The organism is Thiogranum sp. (assembly GCF_058323355.1).
In genome coordinates this window covers 1-23,555 of sequence record NZ_JBTTIO010000047.1, presented here as the reverse complement: position 1 = coordinate 23,555, position 23,555 = coordinate 1, and the positions used below count along the sequence as shown (strand labels likewise).

Below are 23,555 nucleotides of genomic sequence, written 5' to 3'. Positions count from 1 at the left end.
GATGATCATCGCGGTTTTTCACGGGTGATCCACCGAGCAGGGAGGAAAGGCCAAACTTGCCGCGCAACATGGCAGTCATGCGGCCAGGAATGGCACGTACCTGTGGGCAGATGAGAGTGAGATACTCACGGGAAATACGGGATAGGTACGCGGTGTCATTCAGAGCGCGCGCGAGAAAGTCCTGCTCGTCACGCAACCAGCGTTGCATGGCGTCAGGCCCGAAACGCCATGCCTTGGCGCGGGGCATGTGTCGGGCACATTGCAACATACTATCATAGTTATAGCCGTCTACCGGTTGTGCGCCAAAGGCCTCATAGGGTGTGCGATTACCTTTTTCGCGATTGGCGCGGCGCAGGCACACTGTTTTATTGTTGAGGCTGTCGTCCAACGTCATGGAGAAGGGCAGGATGTGCTCGATTTCCACCTCGGGAGATAACAGCTTTTCAATGCTGATCTGTTCTCCGGTATAGGGGCAGCGACGTTCGACTACATCTTTTGGATTGAGTTCGGTCCAGAGTAACATCTTTTGCGATAGCTGACGCCTTTTGGTGCCGTCAATATGTTCTGGGTCGTAGTCCAGGATCGCGCAAGCTTCCTCTACCAATTCCTTGTTGCGATTTTGCCGGATGGCCTGGTCACGCTCAATTTCCTGCCTTTTCTTGCGACTCAGTTTGAGCTCACGTGCCACCTCAATGATAACCTCGCTGGGGTGGCCATACTTTGCAATCAAGGAATTGACCACCTTGCGCAGTTCGTTGAGGCCGATGTGAACGGTGGGGTTGGCTATTCTTCCGAAGCGTTTTTCGGATGGGTCATTGTGTTCACCCGTGCCAAATCCCACATGTCGTTGGAGTGGTTCGCCGTAATAGGGTAGTGATTCCATGATTTCACCTGTCTGCTGGAAATGGGAGAGAGCGCTGTGGCTTTCGAAGCCGGCACTCTTGACGGCCTTGTCGTAGGTGACAACAGCCTTGTTCAATTCCGGAAGAACTCGGGCCAGTGCTTGCCGGCCCAGCATTCCGTAACCCTCGGGCAGGCCGATATTGGCAATGGCCTTGGCCTGCTCGCGGTCAACGCTGGTATTTTCCATCAGCCAGTGGATGAGTGAAGATTCGCTCGCTTCATTGATCAGTTGTTCGACAATGGTGTTCTGTTGTTCCAGATTGAAATCATCCCATGCCTCACCAAAGTGGGCTGCTTTGCGCAATAGCAGGCTGATGGCGTTACCCTTGAGCCGATCCCGCTTATCGTCTTCCAGGTTGAATTCAGTTGAGGAATCAAATTTGAGTGTTCGCCGGATTTTGTTGAAAGTCAGATTGCCCTTCTCCAGAAGGCCGGAAAGAAGATCACGTTCTTCCAGCGACAGTGGGCGTTCTGACATATCCGGGGCGATCAATCGTAGATTGTTCAGTTCCTGCAAGATACGAAAACGCTGGGTGCTGGGCAGGGCCAGTGGCGCCCTTTCATCTTCCGGGTTTAGCGTACACCGCCCCGCCTTGACGGGTTTGAGAGGGCGTTGAAAGAGCAGAATGTCTCGCAGTTCATTTCTCGCCTGCTCGGTGAACAGATCGGGATTGAAACGCTGTTGGGTTTCCCACAAAGTGTCGAATTCCTGTTTGATCAGGGAGCGATCGATGTAGAAATCGTAGGCCTTGTCCTTTGCAGTGCGCCCCCGCAGGCGTGCGCGCACACTCAATCCTTGTTCGTGTCGCCGGGCCAGCCACTCCCCGACGGTCTTGCAGTCTTCCTGTTCGAGCCGTTTACGCAGTTCATTGATGGCCTTTTTCATCAGGCCGCCTTCCTGATCTCTGGTGTCGGTTTTGCGGTTACTTTTGAAACCGCGGCGTTGGTTGATATGGAACAGGGCACGGGCAAACTCGGAGGGCGCAAGAGGTTCATACAGCCCCTTGCGGCGCAGAGGATAGGGGTCAAGCTGTGTCAGAGCCTTGCGCTCCTTGGCAGTTGTGGGGAAAAACCCCAGCTTGACTAGTGCGGCCAACAGTTCAGTTTTACGTTTCAGCAGGCGGTCGCGCCGCCGCCGTGCCTGACGTGCCAGCCGCCGCGTGACCGCTAGTGAACTGCCGTCTTTAGGATTGCGGCCATCGGGGAAGATCCGCACCCCCATGCGGATTATGGCGCAGGGCTGGTTACTGCGATCCAGGCGAACCAGGCACCAGCCGATCGAGGACGAACCAAGGTCGAGGCCGAGTCGATAACGCATTGTTGGCAACATAATTATCCCTCCTTTGACAAATTGTCCCCTTAGCCTATAATATTTCTGTGATTACATCATTGGGATATGTGCTCCGGCCGCTAACAAGCTGTTAGAGCACAAAATGCGAGGCCGCTATATGCGGCCTCTCTGTTTTTGCAACAGGCTAAAAATGGGCAGAGTAAAATGCGCCGAGGATAGCGGTCAGCTGGTGATATTGCTTGCGAGTACCAATGAACGTTAGGACGACGGATTACTCAGACCTTCCCTAAGTCGTTGTGAGAACAATAGGAAAGTAAGAGTTGGTAAACTTGTGTAAGCAACGGTAAATTGGCATTATCTGAACTCATAATGCTGGGGTCGGCGGTTCGAATCCGCCCCTTGCTACCATTTCCCTTTAATATCCATGTGCGGCACGTTACTTCGATGCGCCGGACAATAACCCGAACGGAGAGGTTTCAGCATGAGCAAGGCACCCCTTACCCTGATGGATTTTGTCAAGGCGGCAAAGGCGCAAATCGAGGAAGTGACGCCGGAACAGCTGGAAGCCATGCTGGAAAACACAGACAACCTGCTGGTGCTCGATGTGCGTGAATCCAGCGAGCACGAGCAGGGGCATATCAAGGGCGCCATGCTGGTGCCGAGAGGTATCCTTGAAGCGGCAGCCGACAAGGAATACCCCAAGCACATGCCAGAACTGGTGGAGGCGCGCAGTCGCCCGATCGCGCTGTATTGCGCAACCGGTGGGCGTTCCGCCATGGCGGCAGCCACACTCAAGCTGATGGGTTTCGAGAATGTGGTCAGCCTGGCGGGTGGTATCACCCGCTGGCAGCAGGAAGATCGACCCGTGGTGCGTGAGGCGCGTTACGTCTGACGCGGTTCCCAGCCCCCGTCAAACGTCGCAAGATCTTTTTCTGACAGGCGGCGTTTGACATAGAGCTTGTCCAGCGTCGCCTGGTCCAGTTGCTGCACATTGCCTGATGCATCGGTATATCGCCATTCGCCGTGTATGGCCAGCAGGAACAGGGTTTCCATAATGTCGTCAAGCCGAATCGCGTACTCGGCCGCCAGTTGGTGGAAGTCATCCAGCGTCAGCGGTTCGGCTTTCTTTTGCCAGGCATCGCGGGCCATGGCGGCCAGGGCGATATCCCATTTCGGCATGGGGTCATCTGACGGCATACGGCTGTCTCCTTGTTGTCTCATCGTCATTGTAGTCGGGCAACTCACTGTCCTGCGCTTTGTCTATATCGTTACTACCGGGATTTTCTTTTTGATTACGATAGTTTATGACGGTAGTCTATACTGACAGCGGCGTGAGTACACCTGTTGCGTAAGTCGGGTGTCCGCGGGTGTGTGTGTTGTGTCAGGGAGTGATGTATTGAGTACAATCAGGAGCTTCCAGTATGGCGTTTAGAAAAATAAGCGGGTTGCCGGGAGCTTATACTGTAGCACTTGTTCTGTCAGGCATCCTCGGGGTTGTAGCGACAGCAGACCTGCCCGTGCCGGGGTACCTTTCAGCCGCCGAAGTTGAACGACATCTCGTCGATCAGAACTGGTTGGTCGATGAGATGGACAGTCCGGACCTGGTTATTCTCGATACCCGCCCACGCGAAGACTATCTGAAACAGCATATCAGCGGTGCGGTCAGTCTGCCGGTGTGGGATACTTTTGATGAAGATCACGGATCGGATCTGGTCGCGCCAATTTCAACTATACAGGCCCTGTTCAGTGCAGCCGGGATTGGTCAGCAGACGCGGGTGGTACTTTACGACAGTGGTGAAATGATTAACGCTGCACGTGTCCTATGGATATTGGAAATGCTTGGCCACCGGCGTGTTTTATTGCTTAGCCCCGGTTTCCGGCAATGGTTTGCTTCCGGTTTACCAACCGATGCGGAGCCTGTCAAAGTTGAATCACGGCTATTTATTCCGTATGTCACACCGGATCGGTTGGCCACCAAACTGAGTACTCGCATGGCGATGGATAGCCCGAACACTGTTATTATCGATGCGAGGGATGAGGCCGAGTTCGAGGGCAGAGAGTCCAGCTTTGATCGTAAGGGACACATTCCCGGCGCCATCAGCATTCCTTATGAAAAAAACTTTGTTGAGGATGGAAAATTGCCGCGCTCTCTCGATGAGCTGAGGGCGCTGTACAGCGGTATCGATCAAGACAGGAAAATCATTATCTATTGCAACAGGGGAGAGCATTCAGCACTGACCTATTTCATCCTGCGACAGCTGGGTTACGACGCCTCGGTGTATGATGGCTCCTGGTCTGAATGGGCGAGAGATCCACGGCTTCCTGTTGAAGTGCCTTCCTATTCGAAGCCTGTCCCGGCGGACTCAGTCCCGGACCAACGATAATGTTTGACAGGATTCGTGATGCCATTCAACGCATTTCCGTACGTAATCAGCTTATCCTGACAATCTTTACCGCATCATTGATCGTTGTTGCTGTTATGTCGGCAATGGTGGTCTACCTGGGTAGCCGCGCGATACAGGAAGAGGCCGAGAGCGGCCTGACATCTGTCATTGAGGTCTTGGGCCAGGACTTCGTCAAGGTGCTTTTGCTGGACTCGCCGGATGTCGCGGCAGATACAGCGGCGCGCCTGAAGGCCTTCCCCGATGTGCTTGCTGCATACCTCTATGACGAGAATGAACAATTCCGCTTTGGTTACCAGAAAGAGGGGCTTGACCCGGTCCCCGTGCCGGCTTACCAGGTCACAGATGTGCGTTACCTGGGAGATTATCTGGAAGTGTTCTCGCCCCTGCAGTACGGAGGCAGACAGTATGGCGTGGTATATGTGCGTTTCTCGTCTGCGTCGTACCAGGCAAGAATACAGCGTTACTACAGGCTGATTTTTCTGCTGGCGCCGGTGCTGGTGCTATTGACCCTGGTGGTAGCCGTGCGCTTTCAGCGTTCCTTTAGTGAACCGGTGCAGCGCCTGGCGCAGGCTTTCAGGCAGGTTTCCACGACCGGTGACTATTCACTGCGAGTCGGGACACGCGAGAAGAACGAGGTTGGTCAGTTGTTTGATGGTTTTAACCGCATGCTGGAGCAGATTCAGCAGACTACCGAGGCGCTGGAGCAGACACGCAATCACCTCAATGTGACACTGGAGTCAATCATCGATGGTGTTGTCGCCTGTGATGATCAGGGCCGGCTTTCCTACATGAACAGCAGTGCCGAGCGTATGTTGCAGCTCAGGTTTGAACAGGTCCGGGGCCGTTCCGTGATCGACGTTGTGAACATGGTCAAGGAAGGCAACCCGGATGTGCGTACCCCGGTTTGTCAGCGTGCAATGCGGGAAGCCAGGGAGATTCCGGCAGAGCCGGGGATTATGTTACTGAATAACGCCGGTGCACAGATACCGGTTTCGGTCACGGCAGCGCCCATGTGGGATCGTGCCGGTTCCGTGACGGGTGCTGTTATGGTGATTCGCGATGTGACCGAAGCGCAGCGTATGGCAAAGGAGCTGTCATACCAGGCGAGGCACGATAGCCTCACCGGCCTGGTGAATCGTTCCGAGTTCGAGCGTATTGTTAACCTTGAACTGGCCAGGGCGAAGGTCAAGGCCCAGAATTGTGTGTTGCTGTACCTGGACCTTGATCAGTTCAAGGTGGTTAACGATACCAGCGGCCATATCGCGGGTGACCAGTTGCTCAAACAGCTGGCAACTATCCTGTCTGATGAATTGCGCAGCAGTGATGTGCTGGCACGGCTTGGCGGGGACGAGTTCGGTGTTTTTCTTATCGGCTGTAACATCGAGGTTGCCCACCAGATTGCGGAAAATCTGCGCCGCGCTGTGACCGCATTCCGTTTTGTCTGGGACAACAACAGCTTCGTTGTCGGTGTCAGTATCGGTATGGTCGAGGTGGATGAGCAAATCAGCTCAGTCGTGGACTTGCTCAGCGTGGCTGATGTGGCCTGTTATGCCGCCAAGGATGCGGGGCGCAACCGTATCGAGCTGTACCGGCGTGATGATACGGATGCGCAGCGACGTTTCAGTGAGGTGCAGTGGGTATCACGTATTGTTCGCGGGCTTGAAGAGAATCGTTTCCGTCTTTACCGGCAGAATATTGTCTCGCTCAATGCTGATGCTGAATCAGGGGAGCATTTCGAGGTGCTGATTCGTATGCGCGACGAGGATGGAAAACTTGTGCCGCCTGGTGCATTTTTCCCGGCAGCGGAACGCTATGGTGTGACGCCGAATATCGACCGCTGGGTTTTACGCAACGTGCTGACCTGGTTGAACGACAATCCTGCGGAACGCAGGAATCTGGGCCTGTGCTGTATCAACGTTTCCGGGCATACGCTGGCCGATGAGCACTTCCTCGCGTATGTCGAGGCGCAGATCGATAGCTTTTCCCTGCCCGCAGAGAAACTCTGCTTTGAAATTACGGAAACAGCCGCAATTGCCAATCTTGCTGTGGCAAAACGTTTTATCTCCACGCTCAAGGGCCGTGGCTGCCAGTTTGCACTGGATGATTTTGGTTCCGGCCTGTCGTCGTTTGCCTACCTGAAGAACCTTGATGTCGATTACCTCAAGATCGATGGCATGTTTGTCAGGGATATGGTTGATGATCCCATCGATCGTGCGATGGTGAAGTCGATTAACGAGATCGGCCAGGTGATGGGAATGAAGACAATCGCAGAATTTGTCGAGAACGACGAAATACGTGAACAGCTGATGGATATCGGCGTGGATTACGCCCAGGGGTATGGCATTCACAAGCCCGAGCCAATGCAACCGATTGGCCGCGCTGGTGCGGATATACAGACTGCCTGAGCGGTGAGCCTGCAGCTTGTATCAGAGCTGCTGGAAAAAGGCGGATTCTTCCTCACTTAGTGCAGGCAGTTCGTTGCCCGTGGTACGAACTGCTTGTGCGCCTGTTTCCGGCTGCGTTGCAGACGGTCTGGTGTCGGGGATGTTCGGGGCGGCTGTGTCTTTTGTGGAAAGGCTTTCAGGCTGACTGCCAGGCTGTTCCAGCCACAGTCCGGTTTCACCGTTGATGCTGAGTGTCCGGTAACGGTACAGTGTCAGTTGCGGGCAATTCGACAATATCGTCTCGCTGCCCGGCGGGTAGCTGCAACTGACCACGATCAGGCGTACCGGTAACTGCTGCTTTCCCAGTGCTTCATAGACCTGGTTGACCCAGGGCAGGGCGTTGGCCAGTTGTTCGCTGGTTTTCAGGCCATTCAGTAACGCAATCTGGCTTTGTTCCGTGTCGAAGCTGATCAGTACCGGGTGACCGTCGGCATCTGCAAACAGTAGCGGGTGGCCGTCCCACGGCAGTTTGGCTTCCAGCAGGGTATTGCCGCTGCCCATCAGTTGTTCTGCAGCATCAATAATCAGGGTGCGCAGTTCCTCGCGGTCACAGGATTCAGCTGTTTCAATGCAGAGCTTCATAAGGCCTTATCCCGTTGTCAAACGATCTGATGCGGACAGGTAGAAATCGCTGCGGACCAGGCGTTCGCTGATGCGGGCAAGAAAATTCTTGCGATGGTGGTTGACCGGACCGTGTTGCGGCGTGACCTGTTCCGGCAGAAAGCCGAGATTCAGGAGCGGCACATCGAGATAGCGTAACGAGGCGACCGCCAGTTTGCGGAAGTAGCGCCACGCGGCATGTTGATCACGGGGCCCGACAATTACAATACCGATTTCGACGGCCTGTTGTTCTGTCAGGAACTTGATACGCCGGTATGCCGCGCGTGCGGCATCAAGCGTGGCCGGCACCAGCAGCACAATGTGGTCAAATTGCGCGGCCCTGACAGTCTCCACTGACGTAACGGGAATCAGACAGTACTGGTTTCCCTCGGTGCGCATACCCGGTTCACCGGACAGATCCCGGGGGTCACCGGTCCAGGGTTCGTCGAGGTGGCAAAGTACACTCTTGTGTCCACGCTGGCTGAGCACCTGGCAGAGGTCGTGGGTGATCCAGCTCTGTCCCGGGTTATCGAGAAGAAAAGGAATCGTCTGGCAGGAACCGGTACTGCCCCGTGTTTCCGGGGCATCGCTGAGAAAACGCGCGCTGATTCGCGCCAGACGATCGGAGGAAGCGGACTTGCGTTGCCATACCGGGCTGAGTTGACTGGCCATCAGTGGTGCACCGGAACCTGGAGCAGCGAGTTGATGCCGCCCAGTTCGTTGGGGATTTCTGCAGGGTTGGTCGGGTCGGCCTGCCATTTGCCGTCAATCACCAGTCGGTATTCATAGACACCCGGCTCGGCGGTGAAGACCTTTTGCCAGTGTCCATTGACGTAGCGTGTTTCAATGTCACGATCCGGTACCCAGTCATTGAAGTCGCCGGCAATTTGCAGGCGTTGGCAGTCAATATCGTCAAAGGTCAGTACGACCATCTGGCGCCGGACCTGTTCGGCATGTTCTTTCATGGCCATATCCTCTGTGATGGAGTCAGTTGGCAGGGGTGTGGTGTCAACACGGGGTTCGCTGTCGATGTTTGTCGCCCCGGGTTGCAGCGGTGTCTGCATGATTTCTTCAGCCAGTTGTCGATAGTCAGTTGCCGCTGTGCAGTCAGGCGCGTAGTCCGGCAGTGGTTTACCGAACCATGCCGCTTCACGGACACGAACGGTCTGCCGTACCCGCACGGCGCTGACGCCAACCGGGAGTTGTTCACGAAGCTGGCTGAGTACGGTTTGCGCAAACCGGGTGTGGATGTCGAACATGGTTGGCAATACCTTGACGGGCAGATCGATCTGATATTTTTCTTTCAGCAGGTTCACGATATCCAGTAATTGTCTTATCCCGTCCAGTGCATAACAGCTGGCCTCCACCGGCACCAGTACCTGGTGAGCGGCTCTCAGGGCGTTGATCGACAACAGTCCCAGTGCAGGCGGGCAGTCGATCAGAATGTAGTCGTACAATCCGCCGAACCGTTCCAGTTGCTCCAGTAACTGCCTTTCCCGCCCCGGCTGGTCGCCGAGCAGCGATTCCAGCATGGCCAGCGAGATGTTGGCGGGTACCAGGTCGACACTTTCGCAGACAGCGGAAATCACGATGTCGTAGAAGTTCGCCTCGTCACTGAATACCTCATACAGGCCGGGCAGGTCACGGTTACTCACGCCAAGTCCCAGTGAGGCATGTCCCTGCGGGTCCATGTCAATTACCAGCACCTGTTTTTGCTGGCGGCCCAGTTGCGCCGCCAGGTTGATCGTTGTCGTTGTTTTACCGCAGCCACCCTTCTGGTTGGCGATAGCCATGATGTTCATACGTCGTCTCCCGTCCTGCTGCACCGTGGTGCACGTATAAGCGACAAACGTGAAGCGCCGGGGCGCTTCACCACCAGGCCTGTATTGCTGTTATTGGTTCAGGCGTATTCCTCCAGTTTCTCCATGGCAGCAGGGAACAGTTCCCCTTGTTCCGGTTGAATCTGCTGCAACTGCTCCACTTCCTTCGCCAGTTCGGCGATTGGAAAGACCCATTCCTGTCCGGTCAGCGCATCGAAGGCGCGCTCACCATGAAATACCAGTACCACATCGCCAGTGACCACCAGCGACAGTTCCACCAGCGGTTGCTCCGCGGTAGGAAGAAAACGTGTGAGAGATTGCAGGCATTTACGAATACGCTGCAGGGAAATGTTGGCGTCGAGCAGCCGTTTTGCGGCGCGCAGGGCAATGAGATCGGTAAACGTGTAGCGGGCATGGCCACCGCGGGTGCATGCGGCGGGAATGACCAGGCCGGTCTTGCGCCAGTAACCCAGCTGGCGTGTGCTCAGACCGGTGATGGCGGCGGCCTGTTGACGACTGAACGAGTCTTGCGTCACGAATACTCCCTGCCCCTGCGGACAATATTTCGGCAAGTTTCGCAGGGTTTTGGGGGATGTCAAGGAAAAAGGGACAAAAAATTCAATTTTTGTCCCTTTTTTTTTACCAGCTGATATAGCTGTAGCCCTGCTCCTGTAGCAGCATCAGGTCATCGGCGCCGATTTCCACGATTTCCGCAAAGTCGAGAATATCGTCTTGCGTCCAGCCGAGGGACTTCATGGTATTGCCGCAGGCATGAAAGGAAACGCCATAGGCCGCCAGGCTGGCAACACGTTTCTGGATAATTTCCGGTACCGGGCGTTCAGGGTCTATGGCAAGAATATGAATACCCGGCCCGATAGCGGTTACCACGATATGGATGTTGTCACCGTATTTGCGCAGCAGGGCCCCGACCGAGAACAGCACGTGTTCCATATATTCGGGGTCGGCGTTGTTAAACTGGTAGACCACCTTGTGCTCCGGGTCACCAAACAGCGGCTCCGCCGTGACGGGCGTGACCGCTGTGAGCAGGGCCATGAGGCCCGCCAGCAGGCTGTTTGTGAGGAATCGGCGTCTGTGTATCTGTATTTTCATGGCGGTTCCGTGTTGGTAGGGCCTGTGCCATATGACATTCGCGGGCGGGTCAACGTTCAACCCGGTATGGCGCGTGCAGTGTACAATGTACCCCGATTCAGCGGTCGCGACTATCCATCTGTGGTTGTCGGCGCTGTGTCTGATTGCCACACAGGTTTGAGATGAAAGAATCAACAGCCCGATCCGGGCAAACGGCCCTGGACGGGGTGCTACAGGGACTTGATGATTGTCTGGCACGGGATATTCCCGCGCTGAAGCAAAAAATTACCGGTTTGCACCGACGTGTGCAACGTGGTCAGCCGATTGATCGCGGCCTTGCTGCATTACACAGGGCCATGGAAACGTCCCGGCAGCGGGTAAGCCTGCGGCGCGAGAATCTGCCCCGGCCCGAGTATGCGCTGCCGTTACCGGTTGTCGAACAGCGTGAAACCCTGCTGAAAACCCTTGCCGCGCACCAGGTGGTGATTGTATGCGGCGAAACCGGTTCCGGGAAGACGACGCAGTTGCCCAAGCTGTGTCTTGAACTGGGACGCGGCACGCGCGGCCGGATTGGTCATACCCAGCCGCGGCGTATTGCTGCGCGCAGCCTGGCGTCGCGTATTGCCGAGGAGTTGCATTGTCCACTGGGTGAGGCGGTGGGTTACAAGGTACGCTTCCAGGACCACGTGCGTGACAGCAGTTACGTCAAGATCATGACTGATGGCATCCTGCTCGCCGAGATTCAGTCAGATCCCGAACTGCGGGAATATGACACGCTGATTATTGATGAGGCGCATGAGCGCAGTCTCAATATTGATTTCATGCTGGGCTATCTGTGCCGGTTATTACCGGAGCGGCCTGACCTGAAAATTATTATTACCTCGGCCACCATTGATCCGCAGCGCTTCTCCCGACACTTTAACGATGCGCCGGTGATCGAGGTTTCCGGGCGTACCTTCCCCGTGGAAATCCGCTACCGCCCGGTCAGCGGGGAAGACGAGGAGCAGCGGGACCGCAGTCGCACCCAGGCCATTGTCGACGCCGTGGATGAACTGGCCAGTGAAGGCCCGGGCGATATTCTGGTGTTCCTGCCCGGTGAGCGCGCCATTCGTGAAACCCGCGAGTTGTTGCGCAAGCATCACCCCACGCATACGGAAATCATGCCCCTGTATGCACGTTTGTCGGCGCAGCAACAGAGCCAGGTGTTTCGTCCGCACACGGGGCGGCGCATTGTGCTGGCGACCAATGTGGCTGAGACGTCACTGACCGTGCCGGGTGTTCGTTATGTGATCGATACGGGCCTGGCGCGCATCAGTCGGTACAGTTATCGCACCAGGGTACAGCGCCTGCCCATCGAGAATATTTCCCGGGCATCGGCCAACCAGCGTTCCGGTCGTTGCGGCCGTGTGCAGGCCGGCATCTGTATACGCTTGTACAGTGAAGAGGATTTCGTTTCGCGTGCCGGGTTTACGGCGCCCGAGATACAGCGTACCAACCTTGCAGCGGTCATCCTGAAGATGGCATCACTGAAGCTGGGTGATGTCGAGGCCTTTCCTTTTGTTGACCCGCCTGATGCGCGGCTGGTGCGTGATGGCTATAAACTGTTATATGAACTTGGTGCTGTGGATAAGCAACAGCATCTGACCCGGCTGGGCCGCGAACTGTGCCGCTTGCCGCTGGACCCGCGCCTCGCGCGTATCATTCTTGCGGCGCGCGAACAGAACTGCCTGACCGAGGTGCTGGTGATTGCCGCCATGCTGGAAGCCGCAGACCCGCGTGATCGCCCGCTCGACAAGGCGCAGGCCGCTGATGAAAAACATGCCCTGTTCCGTGACGACAAGTCCGATTTTCTTTCCTGCCTGAAACTGTGGCGTGCCTGGAAAGAACAGTCACGCCATCTGTCGCAGAACAAGTTACGGAAATGGTGTCGCGATAACTTTATTTCCTGGTTGCGCATGCGTGAGTGGGAGGATATCCACCGTCAGTTGCACGAGCAGATTACCAGTATGGGTATGCGCTGCAATACCACGGAGGCGGACTACCGGGCGGTTCACTGTGCGTTACTCAGTGGCCTGCTCGGCAATATCGCTTACCAGGCCGAGCCGGGCGAATACCAGGGCGCTCGCAATCTGCGCTTCACGCTGTTTCCCGGCTCTGCACTGGCCAGGAAGAAGCCCGGCTGGGTGGTTGCCGCCGAACGGGTGGAAACCGGCAGGCGCTACCTGCGTACGGTTGCAGCCATTGACCCGGCCTGGGTGGAGCCACTGGCGAAACCGCTGCTCAAATACCAGTACAGCGACCCGCATTGGGAAAAGAAGCGGGCACAGGTTGTCGCCTTTGAGCGTGTCACCCTGTACGGACTGCCGCTGGTCAACCGCCGCAAGGTGAACTACGGGCCGATAGACCCACAGCTATCACGCAGTCTGTTTATTCGTCATGCGCTGGTGGAAGGCCTGTTTGATACGCGTGCCCCCTTTGCAGAACACAATCGTTCCCTGCTCGCCGAACTCGATCAGCTTGAGTCCAAAGCCCGCCGGCGCGATGTGCTGGCTGACGAACAGGACCTGTTTCGTTTCTTTGACGAGCGTTTGCCCGAAGATGTGTATGACGGGCCAGGTTTCAACCGCTGGTGGAAAAAACGGGTTGCCAGTAATCCGACATGCCTGCACCTGGATCGCGATACGGTGATGCGTAAAGGTGCAGACACGGTGGACGAACAGGCGTTTCCCGCACAGATCAATGTGCGTGGTTTGCCTCTGGCGGTAAGTTATCATTTCTCGCCAGGTGACGAAGATGATGGTGTTTGTATATGCATCCCGCTGGCCGCGCTCAACCAGTTGCGCGCGGAGGATTTCGACTGGCTGGTACCGGGCCTGTTGCAGGAAAAAGTCACTTTGCTGATCAAGTCACTGCCAAAGACCTTGCGCCGCCATTTTGTGCCTGCGCCGGATTTCGCCCGCGCCAGCCTGCTGGCCATGGAGCAGAAACAAGGTGATCTGCTGGAGCGGTTGGCAATGCAGCTTAAACGCATGACACAGATCGATGTGCCACGTTCGGCCTGGCGCACCGAACTGTTACCGCGTCATCTGTTTGCCTGGTTTGAACTGGTCGACGAGCAGGGCAGGCGACTTGATGCCGGTCGCGACCTGGCTGTCTTGCAGCAGAAGTTTGCCGAACAGGCAGAGCGTCGTTTTGCCCGTGTCACAGACACACGCTTCGAGCGCAGCCAGCTAACCGACTGGGACTTTGGTGATTTGCCGGAGTCGGTTGAAATTCCACAGGGAGAGCTGATGTTGCGAGCCTGGCCGGCACTGGAAGCCGTGGACGGTTCCATCAACCTGCGCCTGTTTGACAACCCGGGCGCGGCTGATGCAGCGCACCGGCACGGTTTGCTGGCGTTGTTCCGCCTGAAGGTCGGGCAACGTCTGCGGGATATCCGTCGTGCGGTGCCGGAGTTGCAGAAACAGGTGTTGTGGTTCAGCCCACTGGGTTCCGCCGAGGTGCTGCAGGCAGACCTGGAACAGGCGGTATTACAGGCGGCTTTTATGGGTCATCCCGGGCCGGTGCGTGAGGAGGCAGTATTCCGTCGGTGTCTTGACGAGGGGAATGCGCAGTTACTGGAACAGGCGGTCGCGATCGGCCGTTACAGCCATGCGGCCCTGCAGGCCTGTCATCAGTTGAACCGCCATTTAAAGGGTTCGGTGTCACCGCAATTGCTGTCGGCCATGAATGAGCTTCGTGCACAGGCTGATGCACTGGTATATCCCGGTTTTCTTTCAGCAACCCCCCTGTCACGTCTGCCACGGCTGGAGGTGTATCTGCGCGCTGCAACAGCCCGGCTGGAAAAACTGCCGGGTAACATTGAACGTGACCGCAGGCAGGCGTTACAGGTGCAGGACTACCAGGCGCGCTATGAACAGGCACAGCGCAGTGGCGCTATCGATCCGCAACAACTGGCGTCATACCGCTGGTTGATCGAGGAGTTGCGCGTGTCCCTGTTCGCGCAGGAGCTGGGTACCGTCGACAAGGTCTCACCGCAGCGGCTGGACAAGGCCTGGAAGGCACTTGTCGCCGGCTGACGGGTTCTGGCGCATTGCCTAGTCGTCGAACTTCTGCAGGATCAGTGAGGCGTTGGTGCCGCCAAAGCCGAAGCTGTTGGACATCACTGTACGAAGACCGGCGTTGTCCTTGCGTTCACGCTGGATGGGGAAGCCTTCTGCCGCCGGGTCAAGCTGTTCGATATTGGCCGAGGCGCAGATAAAATCGTTTTCCATCATGATCAGGGAATAGATGGCTTCCTGTACGCCTGCAGCGCCCAGAGAGTGTCCGCTGAGCGACTTGGTGGAACTGATGGCAGGGATATTATCGCCGAACACTTCCTTGATGGCTTCCAGTTCGCGGGTGTCGCCAACCGGTGTGCTGGTGCCGTGTGCGTTGATGTAATCAATGCTGACATCGTTGTCACCCATGGCCTGGCGCATGCAGCGTACCGCGCCTTCACCGGAAGGCTGAACCATATCGTAACCGTCCGACGTGGCGCCGTAGCCGATAATTTCCGCGTAGATTTTCGCGCCGCGGGCTTTGGCGTGCTCCAGTTCCTCCAGTACCAGCATGCCACCGCCACCGGCGATGACAAAACCGTCACGGGTCGCGTCGTAGGCGCGGGAAGCAGTCTCAGGCGTATCATTATACCTGGAGGACAGGGCGCCCATGGCATCAAACAGCAGCGTCAGGCTCCAGTGCAGTTCCTCGCCGCCGCCGGCAAACACAATGTCCTGCTTGCCCATTTGTATCAGTTCACAGCCGTTGCCAATGCAGTGTGCACTGGTCGAGCAGGCAGAGCTGATGGAATAGTTGACGCCCTTGATCTTGTAGGCGGTCGACAGACAGGCCGAGTTACTGCTGCCCATGGTGCGCGGTACCATGAAGGGACCGACTTTTTTGGCGCCTTTTTCTTTCAGCAGGTCAAGCGCCAGCGCCACGTTGGAGGTCGATGTACCCCCGGAACCGGCAATCAGGCCGGTGCGCGGGTTGGAGATCTGGTCTTCTTCCAGGCCGGCATCGTCGATGGCGTCTTTCATGGAAAGGTAGTTATAGGCGGCGCTGTCGCCCATGAAACGCTTCAGCTTGCGGTCGATAAGGGCGTTCAGGTCGACGTCGACTGCGCCGTGAACGTGACTGCGGAAGCCGCGTTCTGCATATTCCGGTGCAAAGACGATACCGGATTTGCCTTGTTGCAGGGATTCGAGAACCTGTTGTCTGGTGGTGCCGATACTGGACGTAATGCCCATACCTGTAACTACTACGCGTCGCATAACGATAAATCCTAGAAATTTTCAGTAGAGGTGAAGAGTCCGACACGCAAATTCTTTGCGTGATAGATTTCCTTGCCATCGACATCCATGCAGGCGTCGCCGATGCCCATGTAAAGTTTGCGCTGGATAACGCGCTTGAGATTGATGTGGTAGGTGAGTTTCTTTGCATCAGGTGTCACCTGACCGCTGAATTTTACTTCACCGGCACCCAGTGCACGGCCACGTCCCGGCCCGCCGAGCCAGCCAAGGTGGAAACCGATCAGTTGCCACATGGCGTCAAGGCCCAGGCAACCCGGCATCACCGGGTCGGTTTCAAAGTGGCAGGCGAAAAACCACAGATCGGGTTTGATATCGAGTTCGGCGATGATTTCGCCCTTGCCGTAGGCGCCACCTGTTTCGCTGATGTGGGTAATACGGTCGAACATCAGCATGGGCGGCAGTGGCAGCCGGGCATTGCCGGGGCCGAACACTTCGCCGTGCCCGCAGGCAATGAGGTCTTCGTAGCTAAAGCTGGATTGTCTGTCTTGAGTCAAGGTGGATGCCGTCACTGTAGTCATGGCCGGAAAATGGCGTGGCTGGATAGTTGCAGGCGCGTATTCTAGCGGTTTGGGGGGGAATTTGCATGGTGTGGCGGCATTATCACGCTGCCAGCCTTGCGGAGGGTGCTGACAGGCGGGTCTGACGCTGGTTCAGTCGACCAGTTCAGGTGGGCGTTGTTGCTGCGTGGCCGTTGATTCCTGGCTTTCTTCGCCGTCGAGAGCCGCGCGTAACGAATTGACAAGGCTGGCGTGTCGCTGGCCGTGTGAGCGGTTCCAGAGATCGAGAATTGGCAGGATACCGCGCAGCAGTTCGTCGGCAGGAGTCACCGGTTTTGTATTGCGGTTCAGCGCATCGAGGGCCTGCTGGATATCAGCGGGTGCAGCCATGCTGCGTTTTGCCGGTTCCGGGACAATGACTTCGGGAACAACAGGGTCGGCAGGTGATGTATCTACAGGTACATGGGCTGCTCTGGTCTGCCGCGGACGTTCGGCCGCTTGACTGGCGCTGGACGCTGCCGGTGCGGCTGTGAACCCGGCTTCAGCAAGTGCCATGACCTCTTCGGCACGAATACCGGGTCGGATATCCGGGGTACACAGGCCAAAACTGACATTGAACGGGACCGGTTCGCCGTCTACGCTGACCTCTGTCCGGTCAATGGCTTCAGCCAGTTGGGCGAGTACGCGTTTCGATCCGGGCAGGTTGGCGGACGGCAGCAGAACGCCGAACGTGTCCAGCGCAACAAGGCCGACGGTGTCTTCACGTCTGCGGCCTTCGCGTAGAATGTCAGCGAGTTTCCTGGACAGGGCTTCCGCAGCCGGTTTACCCCGGCGCAGGTACAGTATCTTGTATCGTTCGATACGAACCAGTAGTACCGAGAGTTCACTGCGATGGCGCGTGGCGTAGGCCAGGTTTTCTTCCAGGTGACTGATGAAGGCACGCGTGTTGGCCAGACCGGTGAGTGGATCGACCTGGCTGGTTTCGCGCAGTTGCTGTTTCTCTGTCTCGCTTTGTTGCAACGCTTGCTGGGTATCCCGCTGGCGTGCCTGCGCCTTTACACGCGCGAGTAATTGCACGGATTCAAACGGCTTGGTGATGAAATCGCTGGCCCCTGCGGCAAGCGCGTTTTTTTTGCTGCCGTCGTCGTCTTCAGCGCCGGTAATGATGATGACCGGAAGTTCACGGAAACGGGATTCGCGAATGCGCTTTAACAGGCCAAGGCCATCGAGATTGGGCATCGACAGGTCAGACATCAACAGTGCGATATCCGGATGTTGCTGCAGGGCTTGCCAGGCCTCTTCGCCATCTGCGGCCTCTATAATATTGAAGTCATCCCTCAGGATCTTGCGGGCCGCCACGCGCATCAGGCGTGAATCATCGACGACCATCAGTGTTGTCTTGTCAGTTTCCAGGTCTGCCATTCCACCAACCCGCGCCAATTTTGAAAAAAGGTTACAGGGTCGATTTCGGCCGGATAGTGAAGATCTTGAGTAAGCTACTGTCAGTTAAGGTATTTAGTTGGAAATTGTGACGTAATTATGGCTTGTGCCCGGCGCGGGGCCGGTTATTAACAGACCGTTCGCAGGTGGCTGACAGGGGAGCACTCGCTGCTGCCTGCGGTGCAGGGTATAGTTCTTTATTAACAATAAGTTGACGAATAAAAAAGGCCTGCTTGCGCAGGCCTTTTTACAGGAGGCGCCGATTAACGCCGGCGAGCCTTCTTCTTGGTGGCCTTTTTCCTGGCTACCTTTTTCTTCGAGGCTTTTTTCTTCGAGGCTTTTTTCTTCGAAGCCTTTTTCTTGGCTACCTTTTTCTTCGAAGCCTTCTTCTTGGTGGCCTTTTTCCTGGCTACCTTTTTCTTCGAAGCTTTTCTCTTTGCAACTTTCTTCTTGCTTGCAGCACGCTTCTTCTTCGGTGCTACCTTTCTCTTCTTGGCAACCACCTTTTTCTTCTTGGCGGTTGCTTTACGCTTAACGGTTTTCTTTCTCGCTGCCATGAGGAATACCTCCTTCAAGATATGGTTCGCGCAACGTAACGGCGTTTCCATTTGAAACTTTAATGAAAAAAGAACAAATTACAACACCTAGGTAATAATTGGCTCTATGATTATGGTGTAACTTGCAGGTTCTTTTTTGCGTTGATACATAAGCAGAACACGTTGATGCTATGAGGATTGTTGTTGGCAAAGTTTATTTCGCAAGTAAATAGCAGTGTTTTATTACATGTCGCGGTACACACGCAAGAGACTGGCGGGGTGATGCATGTTGTACTGCAAGTCAGTTTTGAAGATGAAATACAGTAGAAATTATTTTTCGTACGCGTGGTGTTTTCGGCATCGAAAGAAGTTTTGTTTTGTTAAACGTTGCGTACGTGCAACATTTTTTAATCAGGGGCTGAGGCTATGACTCATCCATTATTTCATTTCTACACACGTTTTACTGACTGGTTATGGGGTGATGATCTCCGCGAGGTTAGTCGTAGTGAGCGATGGTTGATTCTACCTGTTCGCATGCTGGTGGTTGTGTTTCGCCAGTTGTTGGGTGGCCAGTTAAACCTGAGAGCGATGAGTCTGGTTTACACAACATTGTTGTCGACAGTGCCACTGCTTGCCGTCAGTTTTTCCGTACTGAAAGGTTTTGGTGTGCACAATCAACTCGAACCCATCCTGGCGAATGTGCTTGCGCCCCTGGGGCCGCGAGGCGTGGAAATTTCCACTAACGTGATCACTTTTGTCGAGAATATAAAGGTTGGTGTGCTGGGTTCTCTCGGGTTGGTGTTTCTTCTCTATACTGTTGTTTCTCTTACACAAAAAATAGAGTCGTCATTTAATTATGTGTGGCAGGTGGATCGTTTGCGGGGCCTGGCGCAGCGTTTTTCCAGTTACCTCAGTGTGATCCTGATTGGCCCGGTATTGATGTTTTCAGCAGTAGGTTTGACCGCAACAATCGCCAGTCACAGTGCTGTTCAACGGTTGATGGAGATGGAGCCAATCGGTCATATACTGATTCTGGCGGGCAAGTTGATTCCCTACCTGCTGGTCATTGCGACATTCACCTTTATCTATATCTTTATACCCAATACACGTGTGAAAGTCGTGCCGGCACTGGTTGGCGGTGTTGTGGCGGGCGTGTTGTGGCAAACCAGCGGCTGGGTTTTTGCGGCATTCGTGGCAACTTCGCCGAATTATGCGGCGATTTATTCAGGTTTTGCCATTCTGGTGTTGCTGCTTATCTGGTTGTACCTGAGCTGGCTTATTTTGTTACTGGGTGCGCAGGTCGCATTTTATGTCCAGTATCCCCGGTATCTGACGCGTGAACCGGTAAAACTGCAACTCAGTAACCGTCTACAGGAGCGGCTGGCGTTGCAGTTGATGTATTTGATCGCGGAGCATCATTGCGGCAACAAGGCGCCATGGACGTTAGAGGCGCTGGTGCAGCATTTTGGGTTACCCATGCAGCCAGTACACAACGTCTTGCGTTTGATGGTTGAAGCCGGGTTCCTGTCGGAAACCTGTGATGACCCGCCGGCCTGTCTGCCGCGGCGCGATATTGACACCATTCTGGTGTCGGAGCTGTATGACGTTGCACGCAGTGCCGGGGAGGACCGCCTGCTCACAATCGATACCTTGCCAGGCGAGGCACAGGTCGAACAACTTCTGATGATCGTGAACAGGGCAGCGCACGATGCGATGGGTGAATGCACACTGAAGGACCTGGTAAGTGGCAAGCGACTAGCGGGCAGCGAGTGATTGCTGGCCTTGCGTAAATACTTGCCCGAGCCTGAAGGTTACTGTCTGGCCGGCGGGTCGTACACTGATCCATTCCGGCAGGTGACGGCTCATTTCCAGGAAATACTCCGCGCGGGTGACGTTGGGGCACACCAGCGCTTCCGGGGTTCGGAAGGTTTGAAAAAACCATGAATCAGTCGTGCCGTGTGGCCGGTCGGCGCCAGCCGTTGCGGGGCCATGCTGGTATAGCAGAATACCGCGGGGCGTCCACTTCCCGGCACATAGCCGTTGCTCTGTGAGCTGCCTGGCGTGGTAGATCGCAATATTGATTTTTGCAACTGCAACGGCGGGCGTTTCTGCCAGTTGGCGAGGGACGAAGGCGGTTACTTCATCATATGACCAGTGAGTTTCGGGATTCAGGGGAGTGTCCGGGCGGGTTTCAGCACAGGCTTGCGAGTAGCCAGTAGCCAGCAGAAGGCCGCACGACCAGGCTGAAAACAGTCGAAATAGTGATACCATCAGCGTAACCCCCTAACCGGCTTCCAGATTAGGCGCTCAGCTGTCCGGATTCTGTGAACCAGTCGTCAATATCCTGTATGAAAAACCCGAAACCTGTTTCTGACACACCGCCGCCCCGAAGAGTGCTGGATGCGGTATACCTACCGGGGAGGCTCTGATTCATTCGAAATCTCATCGGCGCAGGCCGGAATCCATGAAATTCAGCACCCTGGATCCCGGCCTACGGGATGACGAATTAATCAGACATTCCCTGGATATTGTTGCAGATAACGGGGCGCAGTCGTTTTAGCTGGCGGCGCGTGCGGCGCGCTTGCGTTCGTTTTCCAGTAACAGTTTTTTGCGCAGACGGATGTTCTGTGGTGTGACTTCAACCAGTTCATCGTCATCGATGAATTCCAGGGCCTGTTCGAGCGTCATGCGGATGGGTGGTGTAAGAATCAGGTTCTCGTCCGTGCCGGCGGCGCGGATGTTGTTCAGCTGCTTGGCTTTCAGCGGGTTGACGACCAGGTCGTTGTCACGTTTGTGGATGCCAACGAGCATGCCTTCGTATACCGGTTCCGCGTGTTCCACGAACAGGCGGCCACGTTCCTGCAGGTTGAACAGGGCATAGGCCAGTGCCTTGCCGGCGCCATTGGCGATCAGGACGCCGTTGATGCGCTGGCCGAAAGTGCCTTTCTTCGCCGGGGCGTAGTGGGCAAATACATTATATATAAGGCCGCTGCCCTGGGTGGCGGTGAGGAATTCGGTGCGGAAGCCGATCAGCCCGCGTGACGGGATGATGAATTCCATGCGTACCCGGCCGTGCCCGTCCGGCACCATGTCGCGCAGGTCGGCGCCGCGTTCGCCAAGTTTTTCCATCACTGTGCCCTGGTGCTGTTCCTCGACATCGACGGTCAGCTGTTCGTAGGGCTCTTGCAGAACACCGTCGACTTCCCGGTAGATCACTTCCGGTCGCGATACACCCAGTTCGTAGCCTTCGCGGCGCATGGTTTCGATCAGAATCGACAGGTGCAGCTCACCACGACCGGAGACGCGGAACTTGTCCGGGTCCTCGGTATCCTCGACGCGCAGTGCCACATTGTGAACCAGCTCCCGGTCGAGGCGCTCACGGATCTGTCGCGAGGTGACGAATTTGCCTTCACGTCCGCAGAACGGTGAATTGTTGACCTGGAAGGTCATGCTGATGGTGGGCTCATCGATGCTTAGTGGTGGCATGGCTTCCACGCAGCCCGGGTCGCACAGGGTGTCGGAGATGCCGAGTTTATCGATGCCGGTAAAAGCGATAATGTTGCCGGCGCGTGCTTCCGGGACTTCGACCCGCTCCAGGCCGAGGAAACCGTTGATTTGCAAAATACGCGCATTGCGCTGGTTGCCTTCGCGGTCGACGACCGTCACTGCCGTGTTGGTGCTGACACGACCGCGTGTGATACGGCCTATACCGATAACGCCGACATAACTGTTGTAGTCGAGCGAGCTGACCTGCATCTGGAACGGGCCGTCGGTGTCGACGTCCGGTGCAGGTACGGTACTGACGATAACTTCAAACAGCGGGGTCATGTCGCCTTCGCGTACATCAGTGTCGAGGCCGGCATATCCTTGCAGACCGGAGGCATATACCACGGAGAAGTCCAGTTGTTCATCAGTAGCGCCGAGACGGTCGAACAGATCGAAGGTCTGGTCCAGCACCCAGTCCGGGCGTGCGCCGGGGCGGTCGATCTTGTTAATGACTACGATGGGCTTGAGTCCCTGCGCCAGGGCTTTCTGGGTGACGAAACGTGTCTGCGGCATCGGTCCTTCCACGGCATCCACCAGCAACAGCACCGAGTCGACCATCGACAGTACACGTTCCACTTCACCACCGAAATCTGCGTGCCCGGGCGTGTCGACGATGTTGATGTGGTAGTCGTTCCATTCGATCGCGGTATTTTTCGATAGAATGGTGATCCCGCGCTCGCGCTCAAGGTCGTTGGAATCCATCACCCGCTCGGGCGCAGCGGCACGATCGCCGAGGGTGCCGGACTGGACAAGGAGCTGGTCGACCAGGGTGGTTTTTCCATGGTCGACATGGGCGATGATGGCAATATTACGTAGACGTTCGATCACGGGGTTTTCTCGCGAGTAAAAGAGCGGAAATTATACACGAATTGGCCCGATAAAGGGGGAAATCATGATCTTCCAGACGGGTTTCAGCGTTGATACGCCCGGGCGCGGCAGTTACCCAATATTGACTGAAATCAACGATTGCCTGGCCAGGTCCGGGATTTCCACCGGTATCTGCCTGATTTTTGTACACCACACCAGTGCTTCCCTGGTGCTGTGCGAAAACGCTGACCCGGTTGTCCGGTCGGATCTCGAACGTTTTATGCAGCGGCTGGTGCCGGATGGTGACCCTTTGTTCCGTCATGTTGACGAAGGGCCGGACGATATGCCCGCACATGTTCGCAGTGTGTTGACCGGTAATTCACTGAATGTACCTGTCTCCGGCGGACGTTGCGATCTGGGTATCTGGCAGGGTGTCTATCTGTGGGAGCACCGGACGTCAGCGTATCGCCGCAGGATCAGTGTGACGGTGTACGGTGAATAGAGATGGCTGAGCTGTCTTAAAGTACAGGTTCTCCCTGTGTTTGTCTGAACGGGTGTTTACACTTCATCGCAGTTGGCATGGTCTATACTTTTTTATAATTCTGGTTTGTGCGTATACGCCCGAAGCAGGATTATACAAGTTGATATTTCAGTAAGGAGGTTCGACGAAGTTTGCAGCAGCCGGAGAGACGGGCGGCAGTTGAGCATTGCAAACCGAAAGGGAGGCGGGAGATAAAAATGAAATCAATCTACGTGGGTAATATTGCGTTTGATACAACATCCGACCAGTTGCGTGAGTTGTTTTCCACGCACGGTGAAGTCA

Annotated in this window: 19 protein-coding genes and 1 pseudogene; 7 read left to right on the top strand and 13 right to left on the bottom strand. The window is 55.8% G+C overall.

What is annotated here, in order from left to right:
• Positions 1-2,233 (bottom strand): type II CRISPR RNA-guided endonuclease Cas9 (gene cas9 / locus ACW81B_RS06860; RefSeq protein WP_491579473.1); only part of this gene is annotated, 2,233 nt, incomplete at its 3' end.
• Between the two features lie 442 nt (positions 2,234-2,675).
• Here cas9 and ACW81B_RS06855 point away from each other — a divergent pair.
• A complete protein-coding gene (locus ACW81B_RS06855) occupies positions 2,676-3,086 on the top strand; it encodes a rhodanese-like domain-containing protein (RefSeq protein WP_491579472.1) in 411 nt (136 codons plus the stop codon).
• Here the strand turns inward: ACW81B_RS06855 and ACW81B_RS06850 are convergent.
• Positions 3,077-3,391, bottom strand: a complete 315-nt coding sequence (locus ACW81B_RS06850; protein ID WP_491579471.1) for a hypothetical protein — start codon at positions 3,389-3,391, stop codon at positions 3,077-3,079. The two genes, ACW81B_RS06855 and ACW81B_RS06850, sit on opposite strands and share 10 nt — an antisense overlap.
• A 224-nt stretch (positions 3,392-3,615) precedes the next feature.
• Between ACW81B_RS06850 and ACW81B_RS06845 the strand changes: the two genes are divergently transcribed.
• Positions 3,616-4,578: a sulfurtransferase gene (locus ACW81B_RS06845; RefSeq protein WP_491579470.1), complete on the top strand. Its 963-nt coding sequence runs from the start codon at positions 3,616-3,618 to the stop codon at positions 4,576-4,578.
• The gene (locus ACW81B_RS06840) at positions 4,578-7,004 is read left to right on the top strand and encodes an EAL domain-containing protein (RefSeq protein ID WP_491579469.1); all 2,427 of its coding nucleotides are present in this window, start codon (positions 4,578-4,580) and stop codon (positions 7,002-7,004) included. The genes ACW81B_RS06845 and ACW81B_RS06840 overlap by 1 nt, the downstream gene beginning before the upstream one ends.
• 21 nt (positions 7,005-7,025) lie before the next feature.
• On the opposite strand, the gene ACW81B_RS06835 is transcribed toward ACW81B_RS06840, so the two are convergent.
• From ACW81B_RS06835 to ACW81B_RS06815, 5 genes are all read right to left on the bottom strand, one after another.
• Entirely contained in the window at positions 7,026-7,625 is a 600-nt protein-coding gene (locus ACW81B_RS06835) for a hypothetical protein (RefSeq protein WP_491579468.1), read from the bottom strand.
• Between the two features lie 6 nt (positions 7,626-7,631).
• Positions 7,632-8,315 (bottom strand): MinD/ParA family ATP-binding protein, encoded by a 684-nt coding sequence (locus ACW81B_RS06830; RefSeq protein WP_491579467.1) that lies wholly within the window; start codon positions 8,313-8,315, stop codon positions 7,632-7,634.
• Positions 8,315-9,445 carry an AAA family ATPase gene (locus ACW81B_RS06825; RefSeq protein WP_491579466.1) on the bottom strand — a complete coding sequence of 377 codons (1,131 nt, stop codon included), beginning with the start codon at positions 9,443-9,445 and terminating at the stop codon, positions 8,315-8,317. Before ACW81B_RS06825 ends, ACW81B_RS06830 begins: the two co-directional genes overlap by 1 nt.
• Before the next feature lie 98 nt (positions 9,446-9,543).
• Positions 9,544-9,999 (bottom strand): MerR family transcriptional regulator, encoded by a 456-nt coding sequence (locus ACW81B_RS06820; RefSeq protein ID WP_491579465.1) that lies wholly within the window; start codon positions 9,997-9,999, stop codon positions 9,544-9,546.
• A 103-nt stretch (positions 10,000-10,102) separates the two neighbouring features.
• Positions 10,103-10,573 (bottom strand): DsrE family protein, encoded by a 471-nt coding sequence (locus ACW81B_RS06815; RefSeq protein ID WP_491579464.1) that lies wholly within the window; start codon positions 10,571-10,573, stop codon positions 10,103-10,105.
• Positions 10,574-10,734: 161 nt separating this feature from the next.
• Between ACW81B_RS06815 and hrpA the strand changes: the two genes are divergently transcribed.
• Positions 10,735-14,631 (top strand): ATP-dependent RNA helicase HrpA, encoded by a 3,897-nt coding sequence (hrpA, locus tag ACW81B_RS06810; protein WP_491579463.1) that lies wholly within the window; start codon positions 10,735-10,737, stop codon positions 14,629-14,631.
• Positions 14,632-14,649: 18 nt separating this feature from the next.
• Here the strand turns inward: hrpA and fabB are convergent, their stop codons facing one another.
• The 4 genes from fabB to ACW81B_RS06790 all read right to left on the bottom strand — a co-directional run bounded on the left by fabB (position 14,650) and on the right by ACW81B_RS06790 (position 18,400).
• Positions 14,650-15,867, bottom strand: a complete 1,218-nt coding sequence (fabB, locus tag ACW81B_RS06805; RefSeq protein WP_491579462.1) for a beta-ketoacyl-ACP synthase I — start codon at positions 15,865-15,867, stop codon at positions 14,650-14,652.
• 11 nt (positions 15,868-15,878) lie between these two features.
• On the bottom strand, positions 15,879-16,400 hold the full coding sequence (gene fabA / locus ACW81B_RS06800) for a 3-hydroxyacyl-[acyl-carrier-protein] dehydratase FabA (RefSeq protein WP_491579461.1): 522 nt from the start codon (positions 16,398-16,400) through the stop codon (positions 15,879-15,881).
• Between the two features lie 156 nt (positions 16,401-16,556).
• A complete protein-coding gene (locus ACW81B_RS06795) occupies positions 16,557-17,825 on the bottom strand; it encodes a GGDEF domain-containing response regulator (protein WP_491579460.1) in 1,269 nt (422 codons plus the stop codon).
• A 281-nt stretch (positions 17,826-18,106) separates the two neighbouring features.
• Complete coding sequence (locus ACW81B_RS06790; protein ID WP_491579459.1) at positions 18,107-18,400, bottom strand: hypothetical protein; 294 nt, start codon at positions 18,398-18,400, stop codon at positions 18,107-18,109.
• A gap of 405 nt (positions 18,401-18,805) precedes the next feature.
• Between ACW81B_RS06790 and ACW81B_RS06785 the strand changes: the two genes are divergently transcribed.
• A complete protein-coding gene (locus tag ACW81B_RS06785; RefSeq protein ID WP_491579458.1) occupies positions 18,806-20,152 on the top strand; it encodes a YihY/virulence factor BrkB family protein in 1,347 nt (448 codons plus the stop codon).
• On the opposite strand, the gene ACW81B_RS06780 is transcribed toward ACW81B_RS06785, so the two are convergent.
• A complete protein-coding gene (locus ACW81B_RS06780) occupies positions 20,135-20,650 on the bottom strand; it encodes a hypothetical protein (protein WP_491579457.1) in 516 nt (171 codons plus the stop codon). The genes ACW81B_RS06785 and ACW81B_RS06780 overlap by 18 nt on opposite strands.
• Before the next feature lie 285 nt (positions 20,651-20,935).
• A complete protein-coding gene (gene typA / locus ACW81B_RS06775) occupies positions 20,936-22,753 on the bottom strand; it encodes a translational GTPase TypA (RefSeq protein ID WP_491579456.1) in 1,818 nt (605 codons plus the stop codon).
• A 64-nt stretch (positions 22,754-22,817) separates the two neighbouring features.
• Here typA and ACW81B_RS06770 point away from each other — a divergent pair, with 64 nt between their 5' ends.
• Both ACW81B_RS06770 and ACW81B_RS06765 read left to right on the top strand, forming a co-directional pair.
• Entirely contained in the window at positions 22,818-23,234 is a 417-nt protein-coding gene (locus ACW81B_RS06770) for a secondary thiamine-phosphate synthase enzyme YjbQ (RefSeq protein ID WP_491579455.1), read from the top strand.
• 236 nt (positions 23,235-23,470) lie between these two features.
• Positions 23,471-23,555, top strand: a pseudogene (locus ACW81B_RS06765) (RNA-binding protein); the annotation flags it as partial.